Annotated in this window: 15 protein-coding genes; 4 read left to right on the top strand and 11 right to left on the bottom strand. The window is 62.2% G+C overall.

The window, feature by feature from the left end; all coding sequences use genetic code 11:
- Window positions 1-171: 171 nt before the first annotated feature.
- The 3 genes from BFQ01_RS14615 to BFQ01_RS14605 form a co-directional block, all read right to left on the bottom strand.
- Window positions 172-2,520, bottom strand: a complete 2,349-nt coding sequence (locus BFQ01_RS14615; protein ID WP_065925805.1) for an FdhF/YdeP family oxidoreductase — start codon at window positions 2,518-2,520, stop codon at window positions 172-174.
- Window positions 2,517-3,356: a formate dehydrogenase accessory sulfurtransferase FdhD gene (gene fdhD, locus BFQ01_RS14610; protein WP_065925804.1), complete on the bottom strand. Its 840-nt coding sequence runs from the start codon at window positions 3,354-3,356 to the stop codon at window positions 2,517-2,519. The genes BFQ01_RS14615 and fdhD overlap by 4 nt, the downstream gene beginning before the upstream one ends.
- A gap of 97 nt (window positions 3,357-3,453) precedes the next feature.
- Window positions 3,454-4,341, bottom strand: a complete 888-nt coding sequence (locus BFQ01_RS14605) for a LysR family transcriptional regulator (protein WP_065925803.1) — start codon at window positions 4,339-4,341, stop codon at window positions 3,454-3,456.
- A gap of 132 nt (window positions 4,342-4,473) precedes the next feature.
- Here BFQ01_RS14605 and lysM point away from each other — a divergent pair, with 132 nt between their 5' ends.
- Window positions 4,474-4,914, top strand: coding sequence for a peptidoglycan-binding protein LysM (gene lysM, locus BFQ01_RS14600; RefSeq protein WP_065925802.1), 441 nt, complete (start codon window positions 4,474-4,476; stop codon window positions 4,912-4,914).
- 107 nt (window positions 4,915-5,021) lie between these two features.
- Here the strand turns inward: lysM and yrfG are convergent, their stop codons facing one another.
- Window positions 5,022-5,684 (bottom strand): GMP/IMP nucleotidase, encoded by a 663-nt coding sequence (gene yrfG, locus BFQ01_RS14595; RefSeq protein ID WP_065925801.1) that lies wholly within the window; start codon window positions 5,682-5,684, stop codon window positions 5,022-5,024.
- A gap of 87 nt (window positions 5,685-5,771) precedes the next feature.
- Between yrfG and nudE the strand changes: the two genes are divergently transcribed.
- Window positions 5,772-6,338 (top strand): ADP compounds hydrolase NudE, encoded by a 567-nt coding sequence (gene nudE / locus BFQ01_RS14590; RefSeq protein WP_065925800.1) that lies wholly within the window; start codon window positions 5,772-5,774, stop codon window positions 6,336-6,338.
- On the top strand, window positions 6,335-7,171 hold the full coding sequence (gene cysQ, locus BFQ01_RS14585; protein WP_065925799.1) for a 3'(2'),5'-bisphosphate nucleotidase CysQ: 837 nt from the start codon (window positions 6,335-6,337) through the stop codon (window positions 7,169-7,171). The genes nudE and cysQ overlap by 4 nt, the downstream gene beginning before the upstream one ends.
- Window positions 7,172-7,236: 65 nt before the next feature.
- On the opposite strand, the gene BFQ01_RS14580 is transcribed toward cysQ, so the two are convergent.
- From BFQ01_RS14580 to rfbB, 7 genes are read right to left on the bottom strand one after another with little or no spacing between them, the layout of a single operon-like run.
- Window positions 7,237-7,692 (bottom strand): YiiD C-terminal domain-containing protein, encoded by a 456-nt coding sequence (locus BFQ01_RS14580; protein ID WP_065925798.1) that lies wholly within the window; start codon window positions 7,690-7,692, stop codon window positions 7,237-7,239.
- Between the two features lie 27 nt (window positions 7,693-7,719).
- On the bottom strand, window positions 7,720-9,096 hold the full coding sequence (locus BFQ01_RS14575; protein ID WP_065925797.1) for a sigma-54-dependent transcriptional regulator: 1,377 nt from the start codon (window positions 9,094-9,096) through the stop codon (window positions 7,720-7,722).
- Entirely contained in the window at window positions 9,093-10,901 is a 1,809-nt protein-coding gene (locus BFQ01_RS14570; protein ID WP_065925796.1) for a sensor histidine kinase, read from the bottom strand. The genes BFQ01_RS14575 and BFQ01_RS14570 overlap by 4 nt, the downstream gene beginning before the upstream one ends.
- A gap of 36 nt (window positions 10,902-10,937) precedes the next feature.
- Window positions 10,938-11,807 carry a dTDP-4-dehydrorhamnose reductase gene (gene rfbD / locus BFQ01_RS14565; protein WP_065925795.1) on the bottom strand — a complete coding sequence of 290 codons (870 nt, stop codon included), beginning with the start codon at window positions 11,805-11,807 and terminating at the stop codon, window positions 10,938-10,940.
- Complete coding sequence (gene rfbC, locus BFQ01_RS14560) at window positions 11,804-12,349, bottom strand: dTDP-4-dehydrorhamnose 3,5-epimerase (RefSeq protein WP_065925794.1); 546 nt, start codon at window positions 12,347-12,349, stop codon at window positions 11,804-11,806. The genes rfbD and rfbC overlap by 4 nt, the downstream gene beginning before the upstream one ends.
- Window positions 12,330-13,223 carry a glucose-1-phosphate thymidylyltransferase RfbA gene (gene rfbA / locus BFQ01_RS14555; RefSeq protein WP_065925793.1) on the bottom strand — a complete coding sequence of 298 codons (894 nt, stop codon included), beginning with the start codon at window positions 13,221-13,223 and terminating at the stop codon, window positions 12,330-12,332. Before rfbA ends, rfbC begins: the two co-directional genes overlap by 20 nt.
- Window positions 13,220-14,302, bottom strand: a complete 1,083-nt coding sequence (rfbB, locus tag BFQ01_RS14550; protein WP_065925792.1) for a dTDP-glucose 4,6-dehydratase — start codon at window positions 14,300-14,302, stop codon at window positions 13,220-13,222. Before rfbB ends, rfbA begins: the two co-directional genes overlap by 4 nt.
- A gap of 154 nt (window positions 14,303-14,456) precedes the next feature.
- On the opposite strand from rfbB, the gene BFQ01_RS14545 reads away from it, so the two are divergent.
- Window positions 14,457-17,357, top strand: a complete 2,901-nt coding sequence (locus BFQ01_RS14545) for an aminotransferase (protein WP_065925791.1) — start codon at window positions 14,457-14,459, stop codon at window positions 17,355-17,357.
- Window positions 17,358-17,448: the final 91 nt, after the last annotated feature.

The following is a 17,448-nucleotide window of genomic DNA, read 5'->3' as shown; positions in this document are numbered from 1 at the left end:
AGGCTGTATTGACATGGTTACAATAGAAATCCGACCAGTAGCACGAGTTGTACACAATTCTCTAACTTACTGTTTTAGCTCGGGAACTTAAGTGGTTTTTGCGAGTCTTTAGCTACTTCGGAACGGCCGCTTTTATGCAAAAGCGGCCTTTTTTGTGTCCGAAATGATCAGTCAGGCCGAACGCGCCGTGATCAGCCCATTGTCACTGGCAGCTTCCAAACGTATCGCCACGAACTTCGACGTCGGTGTATGGCTGCCATCCCCGGTGCTTTCCAGCGGCACCAACGGGTTCACTTCCGGGTAGTAAGCCGCAGCCTGCCCCGCCGGAATATCAAACGCCAGCAAGGTGAAGCCCTTCACCCGACGCTCGCGGCCGTCTTCCCACAACGACACGATGTCGGCTTTCTGCCCCGGCTTGAAGCCCAGGCGGATGATGTCGGCTTCGTTGACGAACAGCACGTCACGCTGGCCTTTGACCCCGCGATAGCGGTCGTCCAGGCCATAAATGGTGGTGTTGTACTGATCGTGGGAGCGCATCGATTGCATGATCAGGTCCGGCACGTGGCCCGTGGCATGGGTGCGCTCGTGGATCAGGTCCTTGGGCAGGATGTTCGGGCGGAAGTTGGCACGGCCCGAAGGCGTGTTCCAGCGTCGGGCACCGGCGGAGTTGCCCAGGTAGAAACCACCGGGGTGTTTCAGGCGTTCGTTGAAGTCCTTGAAGCCTGGGATGGTATCGGCGATCAGGTCGCGAATGCGGCTGTAATCGGCCACCAACCAGTTCCAGTCCACCGGTTTGCTGCCCAGGGTTGCGGCGGCGATGCCGGCGAGGATGGCCGGTTCCGATTTCATCAACTTCGACAGCGGCTGCAGTTGGCCGTTGGAGTCGTGGACCATGCTGAACGAGTCTTCTACCGTCACCGCTTGCGGACCTTCGGCCTGGATGTCGATGTCGGTGCGGCCCAGGCACGGCAGGATCAGCGCGTCCTTGCCGTGCATCAGGTGGCTGCGGTTGAGCTTGGTGCTGATCTGCACGGTCAGGTCGCAATTGCGCAGTGCTTCGAAGGTGCGCGGGCTGTCCGGCGTGGCTTGGGCGAAGTTGCCACCCAGGCCGATAAACACCTTGGAGCGACCTTCAAGCATGGCGTGGATCGCTTCCACCACGTTGTGCCCGTTGGTGCGCGGCACCTGGAACTGGAAGCGTCGCTCCAAGGCGTCGAGGAACGCCACCGGTGGGCGTTCGTTGATGCCCATGGTGCGGTCGCCCTGCACGTTGCTGTGGCCACGCACCGGGCACAGGCCGGCGCCGGGGCGGCCGATGTTGCCGCGCAGCAGCATCAGGTTGGCGATTTCCTGGATGGTCGGCACCGAGTGGCGGTGCTGGGTGATACCCATCGCCCAGCACATGATCACGTTCTTGCCCTTGGCGTACATGCGTGCCGCTTGCTCGATCTCGACCAGGGTCAGGCCGGACTGTTCGACGATTTCATCCCAGGAGGTGTCGTCGATCTGGCCCAGGTAATCCAGCACGTTGGCCGTGTGTTCATTGAGGAAGTCGTGGTCGAACACCGCTTCCTTGCCTTCGGCCTGAGCCTGGCGCTCCCACAGCAGCAGGAACTTGGCCATGCCGCGCAGGATCGCCATGTCGCCACCCAGGGCCGGGCGGAAGTACGCGGTGTTGGTCGGCTTGTCGCCGTTGGTGAGCATTTCCAGCGGATGCTGCGGATGCTGGAAGCGCTCCAGGCCGCGCTCCTTGAGGGGGTTGATGCACACCACCTGGGCACCGCGTTTGACCGCTTCACGCAGCGGTTCGAGCATGCGCGGGTGGTTGGTGCCGGGGTTCTGGCCCCAGACGAATATCGCATCGGCATGTTCGAAGTCATCAAATGTCACGGTGCCTTTGCCGACCCCCACGCTCTGCGCCAGGGCCACGCCGCTGGCCTCGTGGCACATGTTCGAGCAGTCCGGGAAGTTGTTGGTGCCGTAGGCGCGCACAAACAGCTGGTACAGGTACGCCGCTTCGTTACTGGCACGGCCCGAGGTGTAGAACTCGGCCATGTCCGGGCTGGGCAGGGCGTTGAGGTGCTTGCCGACCAGGTCGAAGGCCGCTTCCCAGCTGATGGGCTGGTAGCGATCGGTTTCGGCGTCGTAGCGCATGGGCTCGGTCAGGCGGCCTTGGTACTCGAGCCAATAGTCGCTTTGCTCCAGCAGCGCGGTGACGCTGTGCTTGGCGAAAAACGCTGCGTCAACGCGGCGCTTGGTGGCTTCCCAGTTGACCGCCTTGGCGCCGTTCTCGCAGAACTTGACCATGCCGCTTTCCGGCGAGTCGCCCCAGGCGCAGCCCGGGCAGTCGAAGCCGCCGTTCTGGTTGGTCTTGAGCATCATGCGCAGGTTTTTCAGCGCGTTGTCACTGGTCAACCACGCCTGTGCCACGCTGATCAGCGCGCCCCAGCCGCCAGCCGGGCCCTTGTAAGGCTTGTAGCGCGGGGTTGGGGTTTGGTCGGCTTGATGATGATTGCTCACGGCTGGTTCTCCATCGCAGGGCTGTAGACCCGCGGCGCACTTTTCTGCGGCAGGTGGATGAGATTGAGGTTATGCCGGCGAGCCCATTGCAGGGCCAGGCCGGTGGGCGACGACAGGCTGACCAGGGTCTGTATGCCCGCGCGCAGGACTTTCTGGATCAATTCGAGGCTGCAACGGCTGGTGACAATCGCCAGCCCGCCGTCGGTGGGGATCCGTTGGCGGATCAGCGCACCGACCAACTTGTCGAGGGCGTTGTGCCGGCCGATGTCTTCACGGCCCATCAGCAATTCGCCCTGGTTATTCATGAACACAGCCGCATGCACAGCGCCGCTGCACTGGCCCAAAGGCTGGAACGCGCTGATGCGCTGGCGCAGGCCGTCGAGCCATTCGGCAGGCGGCAAGGGCGCGCCGGGCAGCACTTGAAGGTCCGGCAGGGCTTGTTCAACGGCTTCCACTCCGCACAGGCCGCAGCCGCTGGTACCTGCCAGCTGGCGGCGCTGCTGCTTGAGGTTCCAGAACGCACGGCTGGAGATCTGCACCTGAGCGTATTGGGCCGAACCCGAACCGCTGAGTTTCAGATCATAAATATCGCTGACGTCGGCGATAATGCCGCTGCCGATGCTGAACCCGACAATAAAGTCTTCCAGGTCCGTGGGCGTGACCAGCATGACGGCCTGGCTGATGTCGTTATAGGCAATCGCCAACGCCACTTCTTCCGCCAAGGCGGTGCTGGTGACTTCAGTGTGCTCAAGGTTGCAAAACTGGTAGCTCTGGCTGGCGACGGGCGCGGACGTTTCCGGAGCAGGCGCCGCGCAGACTGGGCGCTTGGCGTTCATGGGGCAGTACCACCGGCGGATTGATCAGTGTTTAGACTAGGCGCGACAAAGCGTCGCGTCTAATTGCCAGTACTGATCTACCGATAGATGACGTCGATCAAGACTCTGTTTGCGATTTCTGAAACAGCGCGAAACACGCCTCTGCCAATGCCGAACGCGGTGCGCTGCGCCGCATGATCAGGCCCAGGCGCGCCAGGGTGTGGGCGTCTTCGATAGGTTGCAGGCGCAAATGTTCGGTGAGGGCGTCCAGACCGCCGTCCAGCGGCATGACGGCGCAGCACAGTCCGCCATGCACAGCTTGTAACAACTGATGGACGGCGTCGGTTTGTAACAGCGGCTGCGGGTGCAGGCCCCGGCTGTGGAAGTTGTGGTCGATGGACTGACGGAAGTGCATGCCACTGGTGAGCATGCCCAGGGGCAGTTCGATCAATGCCTCCCAGCTCAGCGGCTTGTCGCCAAAACTGAAATAGCGCTGGTCGTAGAGCAGGCCCATGCGGGTATCGCCGAGGGCCAGGGAATCGAAGCGCTCGTTGTCCAGGCGGTCGAGGTAGGACACGCCCAGGTCCAGGCGATTGTTCGCCAACTGTTCGAGGATCTGCTCGGAGCTGAGGGCCGAAAGCTCAAAGCGCAGGCTCGGATGCTCCTTGTGCAGTTGTTGCATCAACGCCAGCGGATCAAAGCTCGACAACGGCACCACACCCAGGCGCAACGTACCCACCAGGTTGCCACGGCAGGCGGCGGCTTCGGCCTGCAAGCCGTCATAGGCCGCCAGCACCGTGCGGGCCCAGGCCAGCACGCGCTCGCCGGGGGCGGTGAACCCTTCGAAACGCTGGCCGCGATTGACCAGCGGCAAGTCCAGCTCTTCTTCAAGGTTGCGCAGGCGCATCGACAGGGTTGGCTGGGTGATGTGGCAACGCGCCGCGGCCTGGCCGAAGTGACGGGTCTCGTCGAGGGCGATGAGGAATTTCAGCTGCTTGATGTCCATCTTCGCTCCAGGGCTTATTCCAATGGCGGGGGGATTCTAGCGCGTTTGCGTCTTTGGTCGGGCTGGAACCCAAGTCTGCCGGACTGGTCTAGTCTTGGGCATCTGGAAATCAACTACCAAGGAGAGCGCACTATGAGCATTTTCAGCTTTATCAAAGAAGCCGGCGAAAAGATTGTCGACCTGTTGACGCCGGGTAATGCCAATGCGAGTGAGCAGTTGAAGGAACACGTAGCGAAGGTGGGTCTGGGGAATCCGAATGTGCAGACCACGGTAGAGGGCGACAAGGTGACCGTGACCGGTGAAGTCGCCACCCAGGAAGAGAAAGAGAAGATTCTGCTGGCGCTGGGTAACATCCAAGGCGTGGCCCGTGTGGATGACCAGATCACCGTAACCGGCCCGGCAGTGACCGCCGCCCGTTTCGTCGTGGTGAAAAAGGGTGACACCCTCAGCGCGATTTCCCTGACGGTGTACGGCAACGCCAACCTGTACAACAAGATCTTCGAGGCCAACAAGCCGCTGTTGTCCCATCCAGACAAGATTTACCCAGGGCAGACGCTGCGTATTCCTGAGTAATACACGGGCGAAAAGGTGGGAGGGGGCTTGCTCCCGATAGCTGAGTGTCAGTCGACATCAAGTTGACTGATCCACCGCTATCGGGAGCAAGCCCCCTCCCACATGGTTCAGAGCCCGGCAATGAGATCCCGGTAATCCTCGACCGCCGCAAATTCCCCGGTCTCCTTCGGCCCTTTTTGGCTGTCCGGCTCTTTCACCGCCAGCAAATGCCCCACGCCAAACGCCTGGGCACTGCGCAGGATCGGCAGGGTGTCGTCGATAAACAGGCTGCGAGCCGGATCGAACTGGATGTCAGCCTGCAAGGCATCCCAGAACTGCGGGTTTTCCTTGGCGAAGCCGTAGTCGTGGGAGCTGATCAATCGCTCGAAGTACGGCGCCAGTTCAATGCGCTCCAACTTCAGTGACAGCGAGTCACGGTGGGCATTGGTGATCAGGATCACGCGCTTGCCTGCCCGTTTGATCGCCGCCAGGAAGGTATCGGCATCCGGGCGCAGGGCGATCAGGTGGGCGGTTTCCAGCTTGAGTTCGCGCACCGGGATGTTCAGCTCCGCACTCCAGAAATCCAGGCAATACCATTGCAACTGTCCGGCGTTACGCTCGAACAGAGGCTGCAACTCCATTTCGGCCATGGCCCGGCTCACCCCGTGCAGCTCGGCGTAACGCTGGGGCAGGTGCTCCATCCAGAAGTGGTTGTCGTAATGCAGGTCGAGCAGGGTGCCGTCCATGTCCAGCAGGACGGTGTCGATGGCGTGCCAGGGCAAAGAGGGCATGGTGCGGTCTCATGTAAGTAAAGATATCCGACACAGACAATCGGAAAAGCCACGGTATAGTAACCCGATCACGCCAAGGAGCCGCTTATGCGCCAGAAACCCACCGTCCTCGCCCGCGAAATAGTCGCCAGTAGCCGTTTGTTCCGCGTGGAGGAAGTGCAATTGCGCTTTTCCAATGGCGTTGAACGGACCTACGAGCGCCTGGTGGGCCGCGGTGCCGGCTACGGCGCAGTGATGATCGTGGCGATGATCGACGAAGATCATGCGTTGCTGGTTGAAGAGTACTGCGGCGGTACCGATGAGTATGAGCTGTCCTTGCCCAAGGGCCTGATCGAACCCGGCGAAGACGTGCTGGCGGCAGCAGGCCGTGAACTCAAGGAAGAAGCCGGCTACGGCGCACGGCAGTTGGAACACATTACCGAGCTGTCGTTGTCTCCTGGCTACATGAGCCAGAAAATCCAGGTGGTGCTCGCCACCGAACTCTATGAAGAACGCCTGGAAGGCGATGAGCCCGAGCCGATGCGTGTGGACCGGGTCAACCTGCGCGAGCTGTCGCAGCTTGCGCAAAACGAGCAGTTCAGCGAAGGCCGCGCCCTGGCGGCGTTGTACCTGGTACGAGATTTGTTGATTCAGCGTGGAGCGTTTACCCCATGAGCGAACTGTTTTTAGGCCACCCGTTTATCGCCCCTGTGATCGAGCTGGCCCGCCAGGCGGGTGAAGTGATCCTGCCGTACTGGCGCGCCGATGTGGCGGTGACCTCCAAGGCCGATGATTCGCCGGTCACGGCGGCCGACCTGGCCGCCCACCATCTGATTCTCGCAGGCCTCACCGCACTCGACCCGAGCATCCCGGTGCTGTCCGAAGAAGACGCCGACATCGACCAGAGCGTACGGGCCAGCTGGCAGCGCTGGTGGTTGGTGGACCCGCTGGATGGCACCAAGGAATTTATCGCCGGCAGCGAAGAATTCACCGTCAATATTGCCCTGGTCGAACAGGGTCGCGTGGTGTTCGGCGTGGTGTCCATGCCCACCAGTGGCCGTTGCTACTTCGGTGGAGCCGGCCTGGGGGCGTGGCGCTCCGATGTGAACGAAGCGCCCAGGCAGATCCAGGTGCGCGAGGCCCCAGCAGTGGGTGAGGCGTTTACCGTGGTCGCCAGCCGCCGGCATACCAGCCCCGAGCAAGAGCGTCTGCTGGACGGTTTGAGCGAAGGGTTGGGGGAGTTGAAACTGGCGAATATCGGCAGTTCGTTGAAGTTCTGCCTGTTGGCCGAGGGCAGTGCCGATTGCTACCCGCGGCTGGCGCCGACTTCGCAGTGGGATACGGCGGCGGCGCAGGGTGTATTGGAAGGGGCGGGCGGCGAGGTGCTGGAGTTGAGTGGCGAGCCGTTCAGCTATCCGGCGCGGGCGTCGTTGCTGAATCCGTTTTTCCTGGCGTTGCCGGCGAAGGCGGCGTGGCGTGAGCGGTTGCTGACCTTGGCCCGCTCTTAATACCTCAGCCGATCTAAATGTGGGAGGGGCGGTGCCCCTCCCACATTTGTTTTGTGTATTGGCTTCTAGCGGTGCAGGACGTATTGGCCGGTGAACGTAACGGCCCGCTCTTCACTGCCCTCATTCGCGATCCAGGTGTCCAACGCCAGCCGCGCCCGGCCATAGCGCTTGTAGGTCGCCAAAAAGCGCTTCCACACCTTCTCCTCCGGCGCCGCGCAAATGGCGGTCGCGTCGTGCGTCACCGGCAGCGGATAGCTGATCTGCCCTTCCTGAATCACGATATGCCCGTCTTCAATCCCTTCCTCGCGCAGTTGCAGGTGCATCCAGCCCCAACCCGCCAGCACCGCGCCGCAGTAGAGGCTGCCGCCGAACATGGTGCTCTTGTGGTTGATATTGGCTTGCAAAGGCAGGTGCAGCTGCAGTTGCCCGTCTTGCCAGTCGAGTACCTTGAGGCCCATTTCGCGGGTCAGGGGGATGTCGTGGTGGAGGATGGATTCCAGGTAACGGCTGTCACGGCTCATGGGGGGCCTCTTGATGGGTGGGCAGGGTCATTCGTCGTCAGCACTTTGGTTGGCGAAGTTCAGGCCGTGCTTGCGCAGTTTGTCGTGCAGGGTCTTGCGCGGTACGCCGAGGGCTTCTGCGAGGCTGCGCATGGAGCTGTGGGGGCGGGTCAGTTCGGCGGCGATCAGGCTTTTTTCGAACTGCTCGACCTGTTCGCTCAAGCCGCCCGGCGTGGAAGTCAGCACGCTGCTGGCGGGATTGTCCGGGGTGCTGTCCAGCGCCAGCTCCAGGCCCAACGCAAAGCGCTCGGCGGCGTTCTGCAATTCGCGCACATTGCCCGGCCAGCTATGACGCAACAGCAGGGCACGCTGGCCCGGTTGCAGCTCGTGCAAAGGCAGGCCGTGGCGACTGCTGGCTTCGTCGGCGAAGTGCTGGAACAGCATCAACGCATCTTCACCGCGCTCGCGCAGTGGCGGAATACGCAACGGCGCGACGTTGAGGCGGTAGTACAAGTCGGCGCGGAAGCGGCCCTGGTCGGCGGCCTGGCGCAGGTCTTCCTTGGTGGCGGCGATGATGCGGATATCCAGCGGGATCAGCTGGTTGCCGCCGAGGCGCTCCACCACACGCTCCTGTAACAGGCGCAGCAGCTTGACCTGCACGTCCAGGCTCATGCTTTCGATTTCATCGAGGAACAACGTGCCGCCGTTGGCGAATTCGAATTTGCCGATGCGGCGTTTCTGCGCGCCGGTAAAGGCGCCGGGCTCATGGCCGAACAGCTCGCTTTCGACCACCGACTCGGCGAGGGCACCGGCGTTGATCGCGACGAACGGCCCGCTGCGCCGGCTCGACAGGTCGTGCAGCGCGCGGGCCACCACTTCCTTGCCGGCGCCGGTTTCGCCGAGGATCAGCACATCCGCGCGGGTTGCTGCCAGGGCGCCGATCTGCTCGCGCAGGCGCAGCATCTGTGGCGAGTGCCCCACCAGGCGGGTGCTCAGTTGTTGGCGGTCACTAAGGGCCAGGCGCAGGCTGCGGTTGTCGAGCACCAGCCGGCGCAGGGCCAGGGCGCGGCGCACGCTGTCGAGCAGGGCGTCGCTGGCGAAGGGTTTTTCGAGGAAGTCATAGGCCCCCGCGCGCATGGCCTGCACCGCCAGCGGCACGTCGCCGTGGCCGGTGATCAGCAGCACCGGCAGGTCCGGATCCTGGCCGTGCAGCTCGGCCAGCAGCTCCAGGCCGTCCATGCCGGGCATGCGGATGTCGCTGACCACCACGCCCGGCCAATCCCGCGACAGGCGCGCGGTGAGGCCGGTGGCTTCGCCCAGGGGCAGGACGTTCAGCCCGGCCAGGTCCAGGGTCTGGCACAGGGCCTGACGCAAGTGTGGATCATCGTCGATCAACACCACCTGAATCTGGTTATCGATACTCATACACTGCGGTCCTCGGACGGTTGCAGACTGACGCCCGGCGAGCCGGCGCGCAATTTCAAGGTTAACAGCGCGCCGCCTTCCTTGTGGTTGGCAAACAGCAGTTCGCCGCCAAAGGCACGCATCAGGGTTTCACAGATCGCCAGGCCCAGGCCCAAGCCCTGGGTGCGGGTCTTGGTGGTGTAGAACGGTTCGCTGGCGCGGCCCAGGGCTTCCATGCAAAAGCCTGGGCCATTGTCGCGAATGTACAGGTTGACGCCCTGGGCGGTGGTTTCGGCACTCAGCCACAGTTTGCGCGGCGGGCCTTTTTCGGTAAGGGCGTCGAGGGCGTTGGCCAGCAGGTTGCCCAGCACCTGGCGCAGGCGGGTTTCGCCGGCCTGCACCCACAGGGTCGCTTCCGGCAAATCGCGGATCAGTTCCACTTCCATCGAGCGCCGCCGCTTGGCCAGCAAGGCCAGCGCATCGTCCAGCGCCGGTTGCAGGGCCACGCTCTCCGGGGCATGGCGATCGCGCCGGGCGAAGGCGCGCAGGTGCGCGATGATCGAGGCCATGCGCCCGGTCAGTTCGCTGATCAGCTTGAGATTGCCCCGGGCATCGCTGGTGCGCTCGTGGTCGAGCAGGATCTCGGCGTTTTCCGCATAGCTGCGGATCGCCGCCAGGGGTTGATTGAGTTCGTGGCTGATACTTGCCGACATGGTGCCCAGCGCTGACAGCTTGCCGGCCTGCACCAAGTCATCCTGGGCGCGCACCAGTTCCTGCTGGGCGTGTTCGCGCTCCAGCACCTCCTGTTTGAGGCGACGGTTGAGGCCTTCCAGATCGCTGGTCCGTTCGACCACGCGCATCTCCAGCTCGCGGCGGGCCTTGGCTTCGAAGGCGATGCGTTCCAGGTAGTGGCGACGGCGCTGCATCAACAGGCCCAGCAGCAGCATCAACACCAGCAACGTGGCGCCGCCCACGGCGACCACCGTGCGCACCGGGCGGCTGATCAAGGATTGCGGTGCAAGGATCTCCACATTCCAGCCGGTCTCGGCAATGGCGGTGGATTGGCGCAGCCATGCGCTGTTGCTCAGGCTCAACGGTTGCGGATCGCGCGTGGGGTAGGGCTGGATGGCGATGATGGCCTGGCGTTCTTCGGCGGTCAGCGGCCGGGTGGCCCGGAAGCGCCATTGCGGGCGTGACGTTAGGATCACCACGCCGTTGTGGTCGGTGACCAATAGTTGTTCCGGGGTATTGCCCCACAGGCTTTCGGTGTGGTCCAGGTCGACCTTGACCACCAGTACGCCGATGATCGTGTCGCCATCGCGCACTGCGGCGGCGAAGAAATAGCCGCGCTTGGCCGAGGTGGTGCCCAGCCCGAAAAACCGCCCCAGGCGCCCGGCCATGGCTTCGCTGAAATAGGGCCGGAACGAGAAGTTGCGCCCGACGAAACTGTCCTGCTTGTCCCAATTGGACGCGGCGAGGGTCTTGCCGGTGGTGTCCATCAAATACATCACTTCCACCCCGGCCTGGGCGGCGACGTCCTTGAGCAGCAGGTTGGCGTTGACCAGGTTGGTACTGACCTGCGGTGCGTCCAGTGCCGTGCGCAAGGCCGGCAAGTCGCCGAGGATCTGCGGCAGCACTTCATAGCGATGCAGGGTGCCCAGCAGGTTGGCGACGTACAGGTCGAGGGTCTGGCGGTTTTGCCCGGCCAGTTCGCTGCGATAGTAACGCTCGGCCAAGTGCTCCAGCGGCCACAGCAACGGTGCCAGGCACAGGGCCAACAGGGCAAGGCTGCGCCAGCGGGGTCTTCGCGGAAGGGGTGGAGTCATGGGAATCGTGCGCCTGTGGGTACAGGCGCATTATGCCTAGTGCTGCCCGGCAAGACACTCGCGCAATGCGTCTTGCCACAAGGGCTGGCTGACGTGCCATTGCTGGCGCAGGTGGCTGCAATCCAGACGTGAGTTCAGCGGGCGCCGGGCGGGGGTCGGGTAGGCGCTGGACGGGATCGCCTCCAGTTCGGCACAGGCGCGGCCACTGGCGCGCAGGTGCTCGCCGATCGCCTGGGCAAAGCCGAACCACGAGGTTTCACCCTCGGCGGTCAGGTGGTAGATGCCCCATTCCCCGGCCTTGCCCGCCTGCCAGCGTTCGATCAGGGCGCGCGTACTGGCGGCAATGGTCCCGGCCCACGTCGGCGCGCCGATCTGGTCGGCGACGATGCGCAGGTGGGGTTTTTCTTGCAGCAGGCGCTGCATGGTCAGCAGGAAGTTCTTGCCGTGGTTGGAGTAGACCCAGCTGGTGCGCAGGATCAGGTACTGGCCTCCCACTGCGGCAATCGCCTGTTCACCCGCCAGTTTGCTCTGGCCGTAGACGCCCAGGGGATTGGATGTGTCAGCTTCGGTGTAGGGCGCAGGCTTGCTGCCGTCGAACACGTAGTCGGTGGAATAGTGGATCAACGGGCTGCCCAAGGCCTTGGCTTCCTCGGCGAGAATCCCGGGGGCGGTGGCGTTGATGGCGAAGGCGAGGTCCGCTTCGCTTTCGGCCTGATCCACTGCCGTGTGGGCGGCGGCGTTGATGATCAGGTCGGGGCGATGGACGCGCACCTGCTGGCGGATGTGCTCGGCGTCGGCCAGATCGAGTTGCTCGCGGCCAAGCACAATCAGTTCGCCCAGGCCCTGGAGCTGCTGTTGCAGTGCCTGGGAGACTTGGCCATGTCGGCCGGTGATCAGGATTTTCATGGGAATAGATCGGCGTCTTTCAGGCTTTTGCCGCTCTGGTCCTTGGAAGACAAGGTTGGAGGCCCCGTCAATTGCCAGTCGATATTGAGGTCCGGATCGTCCCAGCGGATGCAGCGCTCTGCAGAGGGTGTGTAGTAATCAGTCGTCTTGTAGAGGAATTCTGCGTAGTCGCTGAGCACCACAAAACCATGGGCGAACCCCGGAGGAATCCACAGTTGGCGACTGTTTTCGGTCGATAGCCGAACGCTGGCCCATTTGCCAAATGCAGGTGAGCTCTGACGTATATCCACTGCGACGTCTAACACCTCACCGGCAGTCACTCGCACCAATTTGCCCTGAGCGTGTTCCACTTGGTAATGCAGGCCGCGCAACACGCCTCTTTGTGAGCGCGAGTGGTTGTCCTGAACAAACTCTTGCTGCAGCCCGGTTGCTTGCGCAAAGTCCCGGGCATTGAAACTCTCATAGAAAAAACCGCGTTCATCGCCAAAAACCTTCGGCTCGATGATCAATACCCCGGGCAACTCAGTGGCGGATACATTCATATGGATTATCCCCTGCGAGGGTGAACAAGTATTGACCGTAGCCGGTCTTGCCAAAATATTTGGCCCGCTCCAGCAAGTATTCACGGTCAATCCAGCGGTTCTGGTAAGCAATTTCTTCCAGGCAGGCTACTTTCAGGCCCTGGCGATGCTCGATGGTCTGCACGTAGAGCGAAGCTTCCAACAGGCTGTCGTGGGTGCCTGTATCGAGCCAAGCGAAGCCGCGCCCAAAACGTTCCACATGCAGGTCGCCGCGCTTGAGATAGGCGTTGTTGACGTCGGTAATCTCAAGCTCGCCACGATGTGAAGGTTTCACGGCTTTGGCGATCTCGATCACGTCGTTGTCGTAGAAGTAAAGGCCGGTTACGGCATAGGGGGACTTTGGCTTCAGTGGTTTCTCTTCAATCGACAGGGCGCGACCATCCTTGTCGAAGTCGATCACGCCAAATCGTTCTGGGTCTTTTACCCAATAACCAAATACCGTCGCGCCGGAAGGACGCCTGGCTGCAGTCCGCAACTGTTCGCCGAAATATTGGCCGTGGAAAATGTTGTCACCCAGGATCAGGCATACCGGGTCATTACCGATAAATTCTTCGCCAATGATAAATGCCTGGGCCAAGCCATCCGGCGACGGCTGCTCGGCATAGGTGAAGCGCACGCCGAACTGGCTGCCATCGCCCAGCAAGTTACGATACTGCGGCAAGTCCACTGGCGTGGAAATCACGAGGATGTCTTTGATTCCCGCCAGCATCAGCACCGAGATCGGGTAATAGATCATCGGCTTGTCATACACTGGCAGCAGCTGCTTGGACACGCCCAGGGTAATGGGGTGCAAGCGAGTGCCTGAGCCTCCTGCCAATACGATTCCCTTCATCATGCAATCAGATCCTTCATGTCGGTGTTGCCCAATCGTTCACCCTGATAACTGCCGTCCTGTACCCGGCGGCACCATTCCAGGTTGTCGAGGTACCACTGTACGGTCTTGCGCAGGCCGGTCTCGAACGTTTCTTCCGGGACCCAGCCCAGTTCGCGTTCGATCTTGCTGGCGTCGATTGCATAGCGCTGATCGTGGCCCGGTCGATCTTTGACGAACGTGATCAGGTCGGCAAATTTTTCCACACCGGCCGGACGTTGCGGTGCCAATTCTTCCAGCAGGCCGCAGATGCCTCGTACCACGTCGATGTTTTTTTGCTCATTGTGGCCGCCGATATTGTAGGTCTCGCCGACCACACCTTCAGTTACCACTTTCAGAAGTGCGCGGGCATGGTCCTCGACGAACAGCCAGTCGCGCACCTGCAAACCATTACCATAGACCGGTAATGGCTTGCCCGCGAGCGCGTTGAGGATGACCAGCGGGATCAACTTCTCGGGGAAGTGGAAAGGGCCGTAGTTGTTCGAACAATTGGTCAGCAATACCGGCAGGCCGTAGGTGCGCTGCCAGGCACGTACCAGGTGGTCGGACGCCGCCTTGCTCGCGGAGTAAGGTGAACTGGGCGCGTAAGGCGTGGTTTCGGTGAAAAGATCGTCAACGCCGTGCAGGTCGCCGTACACCTCATCGGTGGAGATGTGATGGAAACGGAAAGCGCTCTTGGAGGGCTCCGCCAGCGTGTGCCAGTACGCGCGGGTGGCCTCCAGCAGGCTGTAGGTGCCGACGATATTGGTCTGGATAAAATCCGACGGCCCGTCAATCGAACGATCGACATGGGATTCTGCAGCCAAGTGCATGATTGCCTGTGGCTCGAAGCGCGTCAGCACGGCGCTGACGCTGGCCTGGTCAATGATATCGGCCTGTACGAACTCATAGCGGCTGTTGGACGCAATGCTGTTCAGTGATTCCAGATTGCCGGCATAGGTAAGTTTGTCCAGGTTGAGCACTTCGTGTTCGGTGTTTTGGATCAGATGGCGGATCAGGGCGGAGCCGATAAATCCAGCGCCGCCGGTGATGAGAATGCGCATGTCGGAGGGCCTTTTCCTTAGACGGACATTAAGCGGAATGAAGCATAGCTTGAGTTGTGCGGAAGATAGGCGCAAGCGCGGTATGCGTAGGGGGGTTGCCTAACTCACCTGAACAATGGCGATATACACCCCTGAAAAAAACGAGGCCACGCCCATGCTGCTTGCTACGTTGATCCATCGCGCCAATCTACCCTGCCCGCAAGTAGGCCCCGACCAGGCAGCGCAATTGCTCGAGCAGCACTACGGCCTCACGGGCACCCTGCAATCACTGGGCAGCCAGCAAGACCTCAATTACAAAGTCGACAGCACTCGCGGCCGGTTTGTTCTGAAGATCTGCCGGGGCGACTATGCGGCGATTGAGCTGCAGGCCCAGCACGCGGCCCTCGACACCCTGCAGGCCGTGCGGGTGCCCAAGGTCATCAAGGCCCTGAGCGGTGAAGAGCTGTTGAGCGTGACGGTCGATGGCCAGCCCCTGCACCTGCGGCTGCTGGACTATATCGACGGCCAGCCGTTGACCCATCTGCCCCATTTGGGGCGCGACGTGATCGCAGGCTTCGGCGACCTGTGCGGGCGCATGAGCCTGGCGCTGGCGGATTTCTCCCACCCTGGATTGGACCGTACCCTGCAATGGGACCCGCGCCATGCCCGGGAACTGATCACCCATCTGTTGGCCACCCTGGAAAACCTGCCCCACCGCGCCGCGCTGGAACAGGTGGCCGAGCAGGTTGAACAGCGCATTCGCCCCCTGGCCGACCGCCTGCCCTGGCAAGCGGTGCACATGGACATCACCGATGACAACGTGGTGTGGCAGCGCGATGCGCAACGGCACTGGCAACTGCAAGGCGTCATCGATTTCGGCGACCTGGTGCACACCTGGCGGATTGCCGACCTGTCGGTGACCTGCGCGGCCCTGTTGCACCATGCCGAGGGCGACCCGTTTGCCATCCTGCCGGCGGTCCGGGCCTGCCATGCCGTGACCCCACTGCAGCGCGAGGAGTTGCAGGCGTTGTGGCCGCTGATCGTCGCCCGTGCGGCAGTGTTGGTATTAAGCAGCGAACAGCAGCAGCGCCTGGATCCGGACAACACTTACCTGTTGAAAAACGCCGAACACGAGTGGGAAATTTTCCATGTGGCGTCGTCGGTGCCGTTTGAGCTGATGGAGGCTGCGATTCTCGGCAGTGTCGGTGAGACGCTGTCGTCGATTGCCAGCCAGGACTTCGCGCCGTTGCTACCGGGCCTGGTGGGGCGTGAGTTCGCGCTGATCGACCTGGGGGTGCTCAGCCCGCATTTCGAAGCCGGCAATTGGGAACTGCCCGGCATTGATCGGCAGTTGCTGGATCAGGCGGCGGCCGTGCATGGGCTGGCGGCAAGTCGTTATGGCCAATATCGGCTGTCGCGCACCTGCCCGGACAGTGCCACCGAACCGCAGACTTTCCCCCTCCACGTAGAGCTGCATCTGCCCCATGGCACGGTGTTGGAGGCGCCTTTTGCCGGAACGCTGCATCAGGACGCCGATGGCCTTGTGAGCGTGCAAGGGGTGGAGCTGAGCGTGCGGTTGTGGGGCGTGGACACCCGGTTGAAGCACGGTTCATTGCTGGTGGAGGGGCAGGTTCTCGGTGAGGTCCATGGGCCGCTGACCGTGCAACTGTGCCGTGCCGACCTCGAACCGCCGCTGTTTTGTACACCGTCCCGGGCCTTGGCCTGGCAAGCCTTGTGCCCCTCGCCCGCGGCATTACTGGGACTGGCCTGCGATGCCGAACCGGAACTCGACCCCCACGCCCTGCTGGCCCGGCGTGACGCCAGTTTTGCCCGCTCGCAGAAGCACTATTACGTCGACCCTCCACGCATCGAGCGCGGCTGGCGCAACCACCTGATCGATATGCAGGGCCGCTCCTACCTGGACATGCTCAATAACGTTGCCGTACTGGGTCACGGCCACCCGCGCATGGCGGCGGTCGCGGCGCGGCAATGGTCGCTGCTCAATACCAACTCGCGGTTTCACTATGCCGCCATTGCCGAGTTTTCCGAGCGCTTGCTGGCGCTGGCGCCGGCGGGCATGGATCGGGTGTTCCTGGTCAACAGCGGCACCGAGGCCAACGACCTGGCCATCCGCCTGGCCTGGGCCTACAGCGGTGGGCGCGACATGCTCAGTGTGCTGGAGGCCTATCACGGCTGGTCGGTGGCGGCGGATGCGGTGTCCACCTCGATTGCGGACAATCCCCAGGCCTTGAGCAGCCGCCCGGAGTGGGTCCACCCGGTTACCGCGCCGAACACCTATCGTGGTGAATTCCGCGGGCAGGACAGTGCGCCGGACTACGTACGAAGCGTGGAACATAACCTGGCGAAAATCGCTGCGAGCAAGCGCCAACTGGCCGGGTTTATCTGTGAACCGGTGTACGGCAACGCCGGCGGCATCTCCCTGCCGCCGGGTTACTTGCAGCAGGTGTACGGGTTGGTGCGTGCCCAAGGCGGCGTGTGCATCGCCGATGAAGTGCAGGTCGGCTACGGCCGCATGGGGCACTTTTTCTGGGGCTTCGAAGAGCAGGGCGTGGTGCCCGACATCATCACCATGGCCAAGGGCATGGGCAACGGTCAGCCACTTGGCGCGGTGATCACCCGTCGCGAGATCGCCGAGGCATTGGAGGCCGAGGGGTATTTCTTCTCGTCGTCGGGGGGCAGCCCGGTGAGTTGCCGGATCGGCATGGCGGTGCTGGATGTGATGGAAGAAGAAAAGCTGTGGGAAAACGCCCAGGTGGTCGGCGGGCATTTCAAGGCCCGGCTGGAAGCGCTGATCGACCGTCATCCCCTGGTGGGCGCGGTTCACGGTTCCGGTTTCTATCTGGGCCTGGAGTTGGTGCGTGACCGGCAAACCCTGGAGCCCGCCACCGAAGAGACCACCCTGTTGTGTGATCGCTTGCGGGAGTTGGGGATTTTCATGCAGCCGACTGGCGATTATTTGAACATCCTCAAGATCAAGCCGCCGATGGTGACCTCCAAACGTAGCGTGGACTTCTTTGTCGACATGCTGTCGAAGGTGCTGGATGAGCAACTGTAAATAATCGATTGTTATCGGTGATTGGCTGTCATATTTTTCATCCAGGCTGTCTGTTCGCTTTTAAAGCCGATTTTTATCCGTTATAAAGTCG

The sequence above is a fragment of the Pseudomonas sp. 8 R 14 genome, from assembly GCF_900005955.1.
In the GTDB taxonomy this organism is placed as follows: domain Bacteria; phylum Pseudomonadota; class Gammaproteobacteria; order Pseudomonadales; family Pseudomonadaceae; genus Aquipseudomonas; species Aquipseudomonas marginalis.
This window is presented reverse-complemented; position numbering and strand designations above follow the sequence as displayed.